11 protein-coding genes are annotated in these 14,494 nt (G+C 67.5%); 2 read left to right on the top strand and 9 right to left on the bottom strand.

The features are described 5' to 3' along the window. Window positions 1-2: 2 nt before the first annotated feature. Together OKW43_RS19245 and OKW43_RS19240 are read left to right on the top strand one after the other, a co-directional pair. Window positions 3-749: an SDR family oxidoreductase gene (locus OKW43_RS19245; RefSeq protein WP_429449123.1), complete on the top strand. Its 747-nt coding sequence runs from the start codon at window positions 3-5 to the stop codon at window positions 747-749. A gap of 284 nt (window positions 750-1,033) precedes the next feature. Further along, the gene (locus OKW43_RS19240) at window positions 1,034-3,079 is read left to right on the top strand and encodes an ArnT family glycosyltransferase (RefSeq protein WP_429449121.1); all 2,046 of its coding nucleotides are present in this window, start codon (window positions 1,034-1,036) and stop codon (window positions 3,077-3,079) included. A 50-nt stretch (window positions 3,080-3,129) separates the two neighbouring features. Here OKW43_RS19240 and OKW43_RS19235 read toward each other — a convergent pair whose 3' ends face one another. The 9 genes from OKW43_RS19235 to kdpB all read right to left on the bottom strand — a co-directional run bounded on the left by OKW43_RS19235 (window position 3,130) and on the right by kdpB (window position 14,486). Continuing rightward, window positions 3,130-3,774, bottom strand: a complete 645-nt coding sequence (locus tag OKW43_RS19235) for a DUF924 family protein (protein ID WP_187635022.1) — start codon at window positions 3,772-3,774, stop codon at window positions 3,130-3,132. Beyond that, window positions 3,767-4,180: a group II truncated hemoglobin gene (locus tag OKW43_RS19230; RefSeq protein ID WP_429449119.1), complete on the bottom strand. Its 414-nt coding sequence runs from the start codon at window positions 4,178-4,180 to the stop codon at window positions 3,767-3,769. The genes OKW43_RS19235 and OKW43_RS19230 overlap by 8 nt, the downstream gene beginning before the upstream one ends. Window positions 4,181-4,216: 36 nt before the next feature. Further along, window positions 4,217-6,706, bottom strand: coding sequence for an ABC transporter permease (locus OKW43_RS19225; protein WP_429451730.1), 2,490 nt, complete (start codon window positions 6,704-6,706; stop codon window positions 4,217-4,219). Window positions 6,707-6,807: 101 nt separating this feature from the next. After that, window positions 6,808-7,419 carry a DUF4126 domain-containing protein gene (locus OKW43_RS19220; protein WP_429449117.1) on the bottom strand — a complete coding sequence of 204 codons (612 nt, stop codon included), beginning with the start codon at window positions 7,417-7,419 and terminating at the stop codon, window positions 6,808-6,810. A gap of 219 nt (window positions 7,420-7,638) precedes the next feature. Next, window positions 7,639-7,959, bottom strand: a complete 321-nt coding sequence (sugE, locus tag OKW43_RS19215; protein ID WP_429449115.1) for a quaternary ammonium compound efflux SMR transporter SugE — start codon at window positions 7,957-7,959, stop codon at window positions 7,639-7,641. Window positions 7,960-8,062: 103 nt separating this feature from the next. Further along, window positions 8,063-8,761: a two-component system response regulator KdpE gene (gene kdpE / locus OKW43_RS19210; RefSeq protein ID WP_187635026.1), complete on the bottom strand. Its 699-nt coding sequence runs from the start codon at window positions 8,759-8,761 to the stop codon at window positions 8,063-8,065. Then, on the bottom strand, window positions 8,754-11,588 hold the full coding sequence (locus tag OKW43_RS19205) for a DUF4118 domain-containing protein (protein WP_187635027.1): 2,835 nt from the start codon (window positions 11,586-11,588) through the stop codon (window positions 8,754-8,756). The genes kdpE and OKW43_RS19205 overlap by 8 nt, the downstream gene beginning before the upstream one ends. A gap of 149 nt (window positions 11,589-11,737) precedes the next feature. Then, window positions 11,738-12,316 (bottom strand): potassium-transporting ATPase subunit KdpC, encoded by a 579-nt coding sequence (kdpC, locus tag OKW43_RS19200; protein WP_187635028.1) that lies wholly within the window; start codon window positions 12,314-12,316, stop codon window positions 11,738-11,740. Between the two features lie 58 nt (window positions 12,317-12,374). Further along, on the bottom strand, window positions 12,375-14,486 hold the full coding sequence (gene kdpB, locus OKW43_RS19195; protein WP_187635029.1) for a potassium-transporting ATPase subunit KdpB: 2,112 nt from the start codon (window positions 14,484-14,486) through the stop codon (window positions 12,375-12,377). Window positions 14,487-14,494 lie beyond the last annotated feature (8 nt).

The raw sequence follows: 14,494 nt of genomic DNA, 5'->3' as shown, positions 1-14,494 counted from the left end.
CGATGACGAAAGCTGTTCTGATCACCGGCGGCAGCCGGGGCATTGGCCGCGCCACCGCACGTCTGCTTGGCGCGCGCGGCTGGTGCGTCGGCGTGAACTACGTGCGTGAGCTCGCCGCCGCGCAGCAGACGGTCGCCGAGGTCGAACACGCGGGCGGCCGAGCGGTGCCGATCGCCGGCGATGTCGCGAACGAAGCCGACGTGACCGGCATGTTCGATACACTGCAGCAAGCCTTCGGCCGCATCGATGCGCTCGTCAACAACGCCGGCATCGTCGCGCCATCGAGTCAGCTCGCCGATATGGACTTCGCGCGTCTGAAACGCATGTTCGACGTCAACGTGCTCGGCGCGTATCTGTGCGCGCGCGAAGCGGCGCGTCGCCTGTCGACCCAGCGCGGTGGCGCGGGCGGCGCGATCGTCAATGTTTCGTCGGCGGCGGCGCGGCTCGGTTCGCCGAACGAATACGTCGACTATGCGGGGTCGAAAGGCGCCATCGACACGATGACGCTCGGCCTCGCGAAAGAGCTCGGCCCTCAAGGCGTGCGCGTGAACGCGGTACGTCCGGGCCTGATCGACACCGAGATCCATGCGAGCGGCGGCAAGCCCGAGCGCGCCGCGCAACTGAGCGCGACCACGCCGCTCGGCCGCTCCGGCCGAGCGGACGAAGTCGCCGAGGCCATCGTGTGGCTGCTCAGCGACGCCGCCTCATACGTGACGGGCGCGCTGTTCGACGTCGCCGGCGGCCGCTGAGCGAGGCCCGCGCGAGAGCGGCCGCAAGCGTCAAACGCAAAGCGCGGTCCGCTACGGCCTCGCCTTTCTCAGCACGTTTCTCCCTCCCTCTGGCGCTACGAATCCGCTTCGATCTGTGGCGAAGCCGACACAGCCGCGCGTCGAATACGCGCGGCTCTCTGCACCTGTAACCTTCAGTAATAATGCCGCGCTACAATCGACCAGATCGTATGCATCCGCAGGCGACGCAAGCAAAAACATAAGTACGAGGCCAACGCCGCCGCGTACGCTGATCAGAGAATTCCATGCAAGACAAGCAGCCCGCGCGCTGGCGCGCGCACGATGCCAGCGCGACGACCTCGGCCGCGCCAGCTGGCGGCCCGCATGAGGCCGCGCTGTCCGCCAGCACCGCGCACCCGCTTACCGGCGCGCAAACCCAGCCGGCAGTTGCGGATCCCGCGGCGTCGGCCGCAGCAATGCACAGTGCCGACACCGCCCAGGCATCGGGCTCCGCCGTTTCCGCCGACCGCGCGACGCGCGGCCTGCAGCGTTGGCACGCGCTCGCGGCGATCCGTCCGCTGCTGTGGCTCGTCGCGCTGGCGATCCTGTGCGCGTGGCTGATCCCAGGCATTCTCGGCCACGAGCCGTGGAAGCAGGACGAAACCTACACGTTCGGCATCGTCCAGCACATGCTCGATACCGGCGACCTCGTCGTGCCGACCAATGCCGGCCAGCCCTTCGTCGAAAAGCCGCCGTTCTACGACTGGGTCGCCGCCGGCCTCGCGTGGATGTTCGGCCGCTATCTGCCGCTGCACGATGCGGCACGGCTCGCGAGCGCGCTGTTCGCGGGCCTGACGGTGTACTACACAGCGCGCGTCGCGCGTCGCGCGGTCGATGCGTCGCGCTGGTTCGACCTGCGCGTGATCGGCACGCTCGCGCTGTTCGGCGGCACGCTCGCCGTCGTCAAGCACGTGCACGACATGATGACGGATGTCGCGCTGATGGCCGGCGCCGCGCTCGGCTTTTGCGGACTGTTCGAACTCGTTCTCGTGCATCTGCGTGACGACCCGCGCGCCGCGTCGTATTTTCCGATGCATGCGCAGGCCGCGAGGCTGACCAAACCGCTCCATGCACGCGAGCGGCGTCACGCGATCTTCAGCGGCGCGGCGATGTTCGGTGCGGGCATCGGCGTGTCGCTGCTGGCGAAGGGACTATTCGTACCACTCGTGTTCGGCGCGACCACCTGCGCGGCACTGCTGCTCTATCCCGCATGTCGCAGCCGCCGCTTCGCGGGCGCGCTCGGCCTCGCCGCGCTCATCTGCGCGCCGTTCGCGCTGATCTGGCCGATCTGCTTCTACCTGCGCTCCGAGGCACTCTTCAAGGTGTGGCTATGGGATAACAACGTCGGGCGCTTCTTCGGTTTTTCGGTTGCCGAGCTCGGCTCGGAAAACGAGAGCCGCCTGTTCGTGCTGCGCACCGTGCTGAGCGTCGGCTTTCCGGTCGTGCCGCTCGCGCTGGCCGCGCTCGCCGGCGGTGCGTGGCGGCGCTGGCGCGATCCGCGCGTCGCGTTGCCGGTGCTGTTCTCGGGCATCGGTTTCGCGGTGCTGCAAAGCTCGGCGACGGTCCGCGAGCTGTACATCCTGCCGTTCATCGCGCCACTCGCGCTGGTTGCGATGCAGGGCGTCGAGCGCTTGCCGACGCGGCTGCATACCGGCTGGGATATGACGAGCCGAGTGCTGTTCGGCAGCGCGGCCGCGCTCGTGTGGATCGCCTGGTCGATCATGACGAGCCCGGCGAGCACGCATGCGTCGCTGCATCTGCTCGGCCGCTGGCTGCCGCTCGACTGGGTGCTGCCGATCTCGCCCGCGCTGATCGTCGGCGCGCTGCTGCTGACGATCGGCTGGCTGTGGCTGCTGCCGTCGTTCAAGCACGCGGGCAAATGGCGCGGCGCGCTCAGCTGGTGCGCGGGCGCGATGCTCGTCTGGGGGCTCGTCAGCACGCTGTTGCTGCCGTGGCTCGACTACGCGAAAAGCTACCGCTCGGTGTTCCGGGACCTCGGCGCGAAGATGAATATCGAATGGAACGACGGCGACTGCATGGCGAGCGCCGGACTCGGCGAATCCGAAGCGCCGATGCTCTACTACTACACCGGCATCGAGCATCAGCCGAGCGAAGATCCGCGCACTACCGCCTGCACGTGGCTGATCGAGGAAAGCCGCCACGACAACGCGCGGCCGCCGGCCGGCGAATGGCGACTGTTCTGGTCCGGCGCGCGGCCGGGCGATTCCGATGAGCTATTGCGCGTGTTCGTGCGCACGCCGGTGGCAGGCAAGCTGCACGGCAGCCACTAGAGCCGCGCCACGCGTCGCACCGGCCGCGTGGCCCGCGCGTGCGCGTTGATTCAGAACGACGAACCGGACTCGTGCAGGAACGCGATCTCCTCGTCGCTCGATTGCCGCCCGAGCAACACGTTGCGGTGCGGAAAGCGGCCAAACCGCTCGATGACTTTCGCGTGGCGCAGCGCGTACTGATAGTAGCCCTCACCGCCCGGCTCCTGCGCGAGCTGCTTGAACAGACGCAGCGACTCCTGCTGGCTCGCGAGCGTTTCATCGTGCTCGAACGGCAGATACGCGAACGCGCGGTGCTGCGCATCCGGCAACAGTCGATCGGCGCCGCTCGTGACCATCCGTTGAGCGGATTGCAGCGCCTTGTTGTCGGTCGCGAAGGCGCGCCGCGTATTGCGATGGCAGTTGCGCGAAAACTGGTCCAGCACGATGACGAGCGCCAACGCGCCCAACGGCGTGAGCTGCCATGCGTCGAGCTCACCCGCGTTTGCCGCATCGATCAGCTTACCGAACCGTTCGCGCAGCATCGTATCGACGGAGTCATCGCGTTTGAACCAGAGCTTGCGCTCTGTGCCGTGTTCCGGCGTGCCCGGCGCACCGAACCAGCAGTCGAGAACCTCGCGCGCCCGCGGCGCAAGCGCCGCATAGTCGGCTTCGAACGAGTACGGCGCCGAGGTGGCGTGGTGCGGCGTGTCAGCCATTGCGGTTGCGCATCCAGTCGGCGGTTTCGAAGAACGAGCCGAGCAGGCGCTCGCGCAGCGGCTCCGGCAAACCGGTATCCGCCATCGCCCACGCCATGCACCTCAACCACTGATCGCGCTCGCTCGACGCGATCGCGAACGGCAGATGCCGCGCGCGCAAACGTGGATGACCGAAGCGGCTGATGTAATGATCGGGTCCGCCGAGCCAACCGCACAGGAACCAGAACAGCTTGTCGCGCGAACCCTCGAGCGACGCCGGATGCAGCGCGCGAATCCCGGCGAAATCCGCTTCGAGATCCATCAGGTCGTAAAACCGGTCGACCAGTTCGCGAACGCGCGCCTCGCCGCCCACCAGTTCGAAGGCCGTCGGCTTGTCCGAGGACACCTCATCGTTCAAATCGCTCATACCCTGCTCAACAGCAAAGAAACACCAGAAAAAAACTCACGCGTCGCGCAGCGATTGCAGCGCCGGCCGCGCCAACACATGGCGCAGGCTCAGCCACCCGCCGACACCCGCACACGCGATGCCAGCGGCAACGCCCGCCGGCAGCAGCCACGGATCGAAGTCCAGATAGAACTCGAACACGTGGGTGGCCAGCACCGAGCCGACGATCTGCGCGCCGAGCGCCGCCATCAGGCCGGCAAGCGCGCCGACCGCGACGAATTCGGCCACCTGCACCGCACGCACCTGACGATGCGACGCGCCCAACGCGCGCAGCAGCGCGGATTCTCGCATACGCTCGTCGCGCGTGCCGGCGAGCGCCGCGTACAGCACCAGCACGCCGGCCGCGAGCGTGAACGCGAACAGGAACTGCACCGCGCCGATCACCTGCTGCAAGACGCGCTGCACCTGGGCGAGGATCGGGCCGGTATCGATCGCGGTCAGATTCGGATATGCGCCGATCAGCCCGTCGATCGTCGACTGTTTGTTCGGCGGTAAATGGAAGCTCGTGATGAACGTCGCCGGGAAGTCCTGCAACGCGGCAGGCGGCATCAGTACGAAGAAGTTGACCTTGAACGAACCCCAGTCGAGCTTGCGCATGCTCGTCACCGGCGCCTCGACCGTGAGGCCGGTCACGTCGAAGCGCAACACGTCGCCGGGCTTCACGTTGATCAGCTTCGCGAGACCCTGCTCGATCGATATCTGCGGCTTCGTCGTCTCGCCGAACCAGCTACCCGCGGCGATCCGGTTGTCGTCGGGTAAATGCGTCGTGTAGGACAGGTTGAACTCGCGGTCCACCAGTCGCCGCGCGTCCTCGCCCTTGAACGAATCCGGGTTGACCGCGCGGCCGTTGATCGCGACGAGCCGCCCGCGCACCATCGGCGACAGCGCCGGGGCGGCGATGCCGTGCGCGTCCAGATACTGCGTGACCGCGTCGCGCTGATCGGGCTGGATGTCGATGATGAACTCATTGGGCGCATCGGGCGGGGTCGATTTGCGCCAGCCCTGCACGAGGTCGTTGCGCGTCATCGCGATCAGCAGCAGGCACATCAGGCCGATGCCGAGCGCGGTGATCTGCAGCGCGCTGGTGCTGCTGCGCCGCTCCAGCGACGCCAGCGCATAGCGCCAGCCGATGCCCGCATTGACGCGCTCGCTGCGTACCAGCCGCGCGGCGCCCCACAACGCGAGCCGCGCGATGCCGGCGAACACCAGCAGCCCGCCCGCGAAACCGCCCGCGACGATGCCGCCGAGCTTCAATTCCCCGGCGGCGAGAATCAGCAGCCCCGCGAACAGCACGATGCCGAACGCGTAGGCGACCCATGCGGTGCGTCCCGCCTCGCCCCATTCACGGCGCAGCACGCGCACCGGCGGCACGCGCGTGAGCGGCAACAGCGGCGGCAGCGCGAAGCCGAGCAGCAGCACGAGTCCGGCCGCGATGCCCTCGAGCGCGGGCCACAGCGTCGGCTGCGGCAGCACCACGTCGATCAGGCCGCCGAGCCAGGTCAGCAGCGCGAGATGCCCGAGATACCCGAGCGCCACGCCGAGCACGCCGCCGATCACGCCGAGCCCGACGAATTCGAGCGTGAACAGCGCGCGCAGCGCGGCCTGGCTCACGCCAAGACAGCGCATTGCCGCGCAGCCGTCGAGATGCCGGCGCATGTAGCGGTGCGCGGCCATCGCGATCGCGACGGCCGCGAGCAGCGCGGTCAGCAGCGACACGAGCGTCAGGAAATGGCCCGCGCGATCGAGCGTCTGACGCACCTGCGGCTGGCCGTCTTGCAGCGACTCGAGCGCGACACCGCGCATCTTGCCGCCGTCGACACGGTCATGCGCGAATTGCGCGAAGCGCGCGACCGCGTCGTCGGAACCGGCCACCAGCAGCCGGTACGTGACGCGGCTGCCATAGGTGATCAGGCCGGTCGACGGTACGTCAGCGGCGTTCAGCATCAGGCGCGGTGAAAAGTTGACGAACGAAAAGCCGCGGTCGAGCTCGCGCGTGATCAGCGCGCCGACCGTGAAGCTGCGATTGCCGACCTTCACCGCATCGCCGATCTTCAGCTTCAGCGCGTCGAGCAACGCCTGGTCGACCCATACGGTGCCCGGCGCCGGAATCGAGGCCGCCGGATGATCGGCCGCACCCGGCGCCGGCGCAATGCGCAACGCGCCGCGCAGCGGATAGCCCGGCGACACCGCCTTGACGGCGGCGAGCCGCGACGCCGGTGGCGCGCCGGTCGAATTGATCATGCTCGGGAAGATCGCCGTGGTGGCGGTGCGCAGGCCGAGGGCATGCGCGTGGGCGGCGAATTGCGGATCAACCGGATGATCGGCGCGCACGATGAAGTCGGCGGCGATCATGCGCCGCGCGTCGCGCTCGAGCCCCTGATGCAGGCGGTCGCCGAGAAACCCGACGCTCGACAACGCCGCGACCGCCAGCACGAGCGCGAGCAGCAACATGGTCAGCTCGCCCGCGCGCCAGTCGCGCGCCGTCATCCGTATCGCCTGGCGCCACAGATCGATGCCACCAAGCCGCCGCGCCGGCCTCGTGTCGGCGCGCGTGCTTGAACCCGCGTTAGATCCCGGTAGTGCTTCGCTCAATCGTGCCTGCTCCTCACCAATCGCGACACCATGTGCGTGGCCATGCCGCGAAAACCGCCCTGCACGCCACGCCACAAGCGCGGCAGCGCCCACGCCGCGAGCAGCAGGAAGCCTACCATCAGGACCAGAAATACGAGCGGCACGAACAGCGCAAGCAGTACCCCGCCGAACACGAGGCCGTCCTCGGCGGTCGACGCGACAACATTCGACACCGGCTCCGGCGACAGATTGATCAGCGCGCGGGTGCCTGCCTTCGCGAGATGCGCGGTACCGGCGAGCGTGCCGCCCGCAAGCGCCGCAACGCTCAGCAGCGCCGGATCGGTGTGGCCGAGCGCGCCGGCGGCCAGCACGGCGCCGGCCGGAATGCGGATGAAGGTGTGGATCGCGTCCCACAGTGAATCGAACGCGGGGATCTTGTCGGCGAGGAATTCGGCCAGCGTCAGCACGGCCGCCGCGCCGATAACCCATGGCGATGACAGTGCGGACAACGTGTCCGGCAAGTGAATCAGGCCAAGACGTGCGAACACGCCGGCCAGCAGGACCGTCAGATAGAGGCGCAGACCGCTGCCCCATGAAAGGCCCGCTGCAAGCGAAAGTGATTCAAGCATGGCCGCCTCCACGCGCTTTGTGCATGCCGGGCGCCGCGGCGGGAACAAGCGGGTGTTCCGCGCCAAAGCCGTCAGGCTCGCAAGGCCGGCCGCGCCAGCCTGGCCGCGCCAGGCTGGCCGCGGGCAATCTCAAGGTCGTCCGTCTCATTATAGTCACGATAATTCGCAGAACGCAGAGCGGCGAAGCCTCGCTGTGGCTTGCAGGCAATGGCCGCCGGGTCAGCGCCCCGAGGACAGCTTCAGTCCGACGAGGCCGATCACGATCAGCGACGCGCTGGCGACGCGTGCGACCGTCACCGCCTCCCCCATCATCACGACACCGAAGATGAATGCGCCGACCGCGCCGATTCCCGTCCATACAGCATACGCAGTGCCGAGCGGCAACTGGCGCATTGCCAGCGCGAGCAGCACGAAGCTGCCTAGCGCGGTCACGACCGTGAAGACGGACGGCCACAAGCGGGTGAAACCTTCGGAAGTTTTGAGACCGGCCGCCCACGCGACTTCGAGCAAACCGGCGATCAATAGAAGAAACCAGGACATCGAAACAGCTCCATGAAAAATGGGGCCGTCCCCGATGATCGATGCAAGCGTAAGGTCGTCCTTACTTCAGGAAATGATAACCGGTGCGGCATAGTGGCCGGGCTCACACCGCGCCCACCAGCCGATACCCGACGCCCGTCTCCGTGACGATATGCTCGGGCTGCGCCGGATCGCGCTCGAGCTTGCCGCGCAGGTGCGCCATGTAGATGCGCAAATAGTGATGACTCTCGACATGCGACGGCCCCCACACGTCGCGCAGCAACTGCCGGTGTGTAAGCACGCGGCCGGCGTGGCGCACGAGCGTCGCGAGCAGCCGATATTCGATCGGCGTCAGATGGATCGCGGCGCCGTCGCGCGTGACCTGGCGCAGCGCGAGGTCGACGGTGACCGCGCCGAAGCGCACCTGCGGTGATTCGTTCGCGCCGCCGTGATTGCGCCGCCGCAGATGCGCGCGGATCCGGGCGAGCAACTCGGACACGCCGAACGGCTTGGTCAGGTAGTCGTCGGCGCCGGCGTCGAGCGCGGCGACCTTTTCGCTTTCCTGGGTGCGTGCCGACAGCACGATCACCGGCAGCTCGCTCCAGCCGCGCAACTCGCGGATCACGTCGAGGCCGTCGGTGTCGGGCAGGCCGAGATCGACGATCACGAGGTCGGGCTTGCGCGTCGCCGCTTCGACGAGCCCCTGCTTGCCGGTCTCGGCGTCGTACACGGCGATGCCCTCGCCTTCGAGCGCGGTGCGCACGAATCGGCGAATCTGCTTCTCGTCTTCGATCAGAACGACTGTGATGCTCGGGTCACTCATGGGCGGGTCGGGTGAGCGGGTTGAGGTCGGCGGCGGTGTCGGTGGCGGCGCCCTCGTCTTCGAGCGGATCGGGTGCATCGGGCGGCGTCTTGACCGGCAGCGTGAACCAGAAGCGCGCGCCCTCGACGTGGCCGTTCGCGGCAATCCGGTTGAGCGCGCCGATTGTACCGCCGTGCGCCTCGACGATCGCGCGGCAGATCGCGAGCCCAAGGCCGATCCCCGGTTGCGCCGACTCCTTCTCGCCGCGCGTGAACTTCTCGAACACGCGCGCTTCCATGCCGGCGGGCAGGCCCGGGCCGTTGTCATCGATCGTGATGCGCACGAACGACGCGCCGTCCGCGTCGATCTGCTGCGCGCCGATCGCGAGCGGCGTGCCGGACGGGGTGTACTTGGCCGCGTTCTCGAACAGGTTCGAGAACAGCCGCTCCATCAGCACCGCGTCGAGGTGCAAGAGCGGCAGATCGGCGGGCAGCGTGACCTGTACCGGATGGTCCGCGAGCACGCGCCTGCAAGCGCGCAGCGCGGCGCCGACGGTTTCCTCGAGCAGCGTCCATTGCTGGTTCAGTTGCAGGCTGCCGGCCTGCAAGCGCGCCATGTCGAGCAGGTTCGTGACGATGCCGGTCATGCGCAGCGCTTCTTCGTGGATTGCATCGACGAGTTCGTCGCTGCGCTCCTCCTCGCCCGCCGACCTCTGCTGCCGCCCCTGCGCGAGCATCGACGAAAAGCCGACGATCGTCGTCAGCGGCGTACGCAGATCGTGTGAAATCGCCGACAGCAGCGAATTGCGCAGCCGCTCCGACTCCATGTTGACGAGCGCATCGCGCGCGATATCGACGTAGTGCACACGTTCGAGTGCGAGCGCGATCTGCGCGGCGAACGCATCGAGCATGCGCCGCTGCTCGGGCACGGTCAGCTCGCGCTCGTCACGCACGACGACCGCGAGCACGCCGCGCGTGCGCATCGGCGCCTTCAGCGGCAGATACAGCGCCGCGGCGGCCGGCAAGGTGTCGGTGCCGTGGCCGGCCGGCTTCTGCTGATCGTAAACCCACTGGCCGACGTCGAGATCGAGCGCGTCGCCTTCGAGCGTGATCGCCGCATCGGGGTCCTCGATCTTCTGTTTGACCTGATCGGCGCTGTCGGGCAGCAGGATCGCGACGCGCGCGCCGAACACCTCGCTCACGTGCCGGCTGCCGATCCCGACGATCTGCTCGGTGGTCAGCGCCGCGGCCAACTCGCGCGCCATTTCGTACATCGCGCCGGTGCGCTGCTCGCGGTGTCGCGCGACGCTCGCCTCGCGGCGCAGGCTCGCAGTCAGATTGCTGATCACGAGCGACGTCAGCAGCATGCCGAAGAACGTCAGTAAGTACTGCGTATCGGCGACCGACAGCGACAGGCGCGGCGGCACGAAGAAGAAATCGAACGCGGTGACGCTCGCGAACGACAGCACGACACCCGGCCCGCGCCCGAGCTTCACCGCCGTGAAGATCACGCCGAGCAGATACAACATCACGAGGTTGGTCAGATCGATGCGATCGATCAGCTGGCTCGATAGCAGCGTGATCGCCGTGCCGATCGCGAGCGCGAGCGCGTAGGCGCGCGGCGGTGAACGACGCTCGCGCGCCGCGCTCAACGCCTCGCGCCACGCGTTCGCGGTCGTGTTCAGCAGACGCCGCTGCTCGCCGCCGCCGCGCTCCGACGACACACGAATCAGCGTGAGATCGAGATCGCCGCTCTTCTCGGCGATGCGCTCGCCAACCGGCCGACGCAGCCAGCGGCTGATGCCGGTGCGCGACGACGCGCCCGCCACCAGCTTCGACACGTTGCGCGCCTGCGCATATCCGATCAGCGCGTCGAGCGCATCGGTGGCGGCGAGCGTCGCGGTTTCGGCGCCGAGCTCGCCGGCGAGCTTCAGCGCGTTCAACGTGCGTTCGCGGCGCGCGTCGGGTAGACGCTGCAACGCGGGCGTTTCGACATAGACCGCGAGCCAGTCGGCTTTCAGGCTAGCGGCGAGGCGCGCCGCCGAGCGCACCAGCGCCGGCGCCTCCGGACCGGGACCCACGCACACCAGCAACCGCTCGCGCGCCTGCCAGATACGCTGGATCGAACGATCGGCGCGGTACTCGCGCATCTGCGCGTCGACACGATCGGCAGTGCGGCGCAGCGCGAGTTCGCGTAGCGCGATCAGGTTGCCCTTGCGAAAGAAGTTGCGCACCGCGCGCTCTGCCTGCTGCGCCATGTACACCTTGCCGTCGCGCATGCGGTCGAGCAGTTCCTCGGCCGACAGATCGACGAGCGTGACTTCGTCGGCATGGTCGAACACGCGATCGGGGACCGTCTCCCACACGCGGATGCCGGTGATCTGGCCGATCACATCGTTCAGGCTCTCAAGGTGCTGCACGTTGACGGTCGTATAAACGTCGATGCCCGCATCGAGCAGTTCGTAGACGTCCTGCCAGCGCTTCAGATGGCGCGCGCCCTGCACGTTCGAATGCGCGAGTTCGTCGACGAGGATCAGTTGCGGCTTGCGCGCGAGCGCGGCGTCGAGATCGAATTCGCCGAGCTTGCGGCCGCGATACTCGATATGCGCGAGCGGCAGCACGTCGAGTCCCGCGAGCAGCGCGGCGGTTTCGCCGCGCCCGTGTGTTTCGGCGATGCCGACCAGCACGTCGATGCCTTCCTCCTCGCGGCGGCGCGCGGCCTGCAGCATCGCATAGGTCTTGCCGACGCCGGCCGACGCGCCGAAGAAAATTTTCAGCCGGCCGCGCTGACGTTTTTCTTCGTCGCGCTGCAGCTTGTCGAGCAGTTCGTCAGGATCGGGGCGGTTCATGCTCAGTGGTTTTGATCGTCGTGTGAGCGGCGGTGTCTGCATGGTGGCACGGCGCGCGCCGGCCCGCAAATGGCGGCGCGGCGCCACGCGGACGCCGCTGAGTTATCGATGAACCGCAAGGGCGGCCGGGTTGCCGTTGCGTTTGGGTGTCAACCGCGCTTCATTTCATCGAGCGCGAGATTGAGCTTCAGCACGTTCACGCGTGGCTCGCCGAGCACGCCGAACTGACGCCCCGTCGTATAGCGCTCGACGAGCGCCTGCACGTCGTTCGACGCGAGGTGACGCGCCTGCGCGACACGCTCGACCTGATACGCGGCCGCGGCCGGGCTGATCTCCGGATCGAGGCCGCTGCCCGACGACGTGACCAGATCGACCGGCACCGGCTTCGACATGTCGGTGCCCGCCGCCTTCAGCGCGGCGAGACGGCCCTTGATCTCGTCGAGCAGCGCCGGATTGTTCGGTCCGAGGTTCGAGCCGCCCGAGTTCTGCGGGTTGTACGGCATCGGGCTCGTCGCCGACAGCCGGCCCCAGAAGTACTGCGGCGCGTCGAACTGCTGGCCGATCAGCTGCGAGCCGACCACCTTGCCGTTCTGCTCGATCAGGCTGCCGTTGGCCTGTTGGTGGAAGGCCGCCTGGCCGAACGCGGTCATCACGGCGGGATAAGCGAGTCCGGTGATCGCGCTCAGCACCGCGAAGATCACGATCAACGGACGGAACAGATTTTTCATGATGGGTCTCTTTCCCTTTTCATCACTGCAGGTTACTTCGTAGCGACGCGGTTCGCGCTCAAACCCAATCGAACGCGGCCAGCACCATATCGATCAGCTTGATGCCGATGAACGGCACGATGATCCCGCCGAGGCCATAGATCAGCAGATTGCGGCGCAGCAGGATCGCCGCGCCGAGCGCGCGATAGCGCACGCCCTTCAGCGCGAGTGGAATCAGCAGCACGATGATCAGCGCGTTGAAGATCACCGCGGACATGATCGCCGAGGTCGGCGTCGCCAGATGCATCACGTTCAGCGCATTGAGCGCCGGATACGTCGATGCGAACGCGGCCGGAACGATCGCGAAGTACTTGGCGACGTCGTTGGCGATCGAGAACGTGGTCAGCGAACCGCGCGTCATCAGCATCTGTTTGCCGATCTCGACGATCTCGATCAGCTTGGTCGGATTCGAATCGAGGTCGACCATATTGCCCGCCTCTTTCGCCGCTTGCGTGCCGGTGTTCATCGCGACCGCGACGTCGGCCTGCGCAAGCGCGGGCGCGTCGTTGGTGCCGTCGCCGGTCATCGCGACGAGACGCCCTTCAGCCTGGTGCGCGCGAATCGTCGCGAGCTTGGTTTCGGGCGTTGCTTCGGCGAGGAAGTCGTCGACACCCGCTTCGGCCGCGATCGCGGCGGCGGTCAGGCGGTTATCGCCCGTCACCATGATGGTCTTGATGCCCATCTTGCGCAGCTCGGCGAAGCGCTCTTTGATGCCGCCCTTCACGACGTCCTTCAGCTCGATCACGCCGAGCACGCGCGCGCCCTGCTCGCCCTTCTCGGCGACCACGAGCGGCGTGCTGCCGCGTCGCGCGACATCGGCGACCGCGTTGCTGACTTCGTTCGGGAAACGGCCGCCGTGCGCTTCGACGTAGTGCTTGACCGCATCGGCCGCGCCCTTGCGGATTTCGCGGCGGGGCGTCCCGGAAGAAGTCCCCTGGGGGGACAGATCGACGCCGCTCATGCGAGTCTGCGCGGTGAACGCGAGAAACACCGCGTGCAGCGAGGCCATGTCGCGCTGACGGATGTTGAAGCGCTGCTTCGCGAGCACGACGATGCTGCGGCCTTCCGGCGTTTCGTCGGCCAGCGACGACAACTGCGCGGCATCGGCAAGCGCCTCTTCGCTCAGACCCGGCGCGGGCAGGAACTGCGACGCCTGGCGATTGCCGAGCGTGATCGTGCCGGTCTTGTCGAGCAGCAGCACGTCGACGTCGCCGGCCGCTTCAACGGCGCGGCCCGAGGTCGCGATCACGTTCGCCTGCATCATGCGGCTCATGCCGGCCACGCCGATTGCCGACAACAAGCCACCGATCGTCGTCGGGATCAGGCACACGAGCAGCGCGGCGAGCGCGGTGATCGTCACGACGTGACCGGCCTTCGCCGCTTCGACGGAGAACATCGAGAACGGCAGCAGCGTCGCGGTGGCGAGCAGCATCACGATGGTCAGCGCGACCAGCAGGATGGTCAGCGCGATTTCGTTCGGCGTCTTCTGACGCTTCGCGCCTTCGACCATCGCGATCATGCGGTCGAGAAACGCCTCGCCCGGATTCGCCGTGACGCGCACGACGATCCAGTCCGACAGCACCCGCGTGCCGCCCGTCACCGACGAAAAGTCACCACCCGACTCGCGGATCACCGGCGCCGACTCACCGGTGATCGCCGATTCGTCGACCGACGCGACGCCGTCGATCACTTCGCCATCGGCCGGAATCACGTCACCGGTCTCGACCAGCACGACGTCGCCTTTGCGCAGATCGGTCGCGGTTGTGATGCGAATCGGCGACTTCGGATGCGGCTCGTTGAGCTTCTTGGCCATCACGTCTTTCTTCGCGCTGCGCAGCGACGCGGCCTGCGCTTTCGAGCGGCCTTCGGCGATCGCCTCCGCGAAGTTCGCGAACAGCACCGTGAACCACAGCCACAGCGTGACCGCGAGAATGAAGCCCGCGGGCGCCTCGGCCTGACCGCCGAGCGCGGCGATCCACAGAATGGTCGTCAGAATGCTGCCGACGTACACGCAGAACATCACCGGGTTGCGAAACTGCGTGCGCGGCGTGAGCTTTTTGAAGGAGTCCACGATCGCCGGGCGCAGCAGCGCCGGGTCGAACATGGACCGCGTAGCGTTATGTTCAGTCATCGAATCCT

It is taken from the genome of Paraburkholderia sp. WC7.3g (assembly GCF_050436345.1).
GTDB lineage: Bacteria > Pseudomonadota > Gammaproteobacteria > Burkholderiales > Burkholderiaceae > Paraburkholderia > Paraburkholderia podalyriae.
This window is presented reverse-complemented; position numbering and strand designations above follow the sequence as displayed.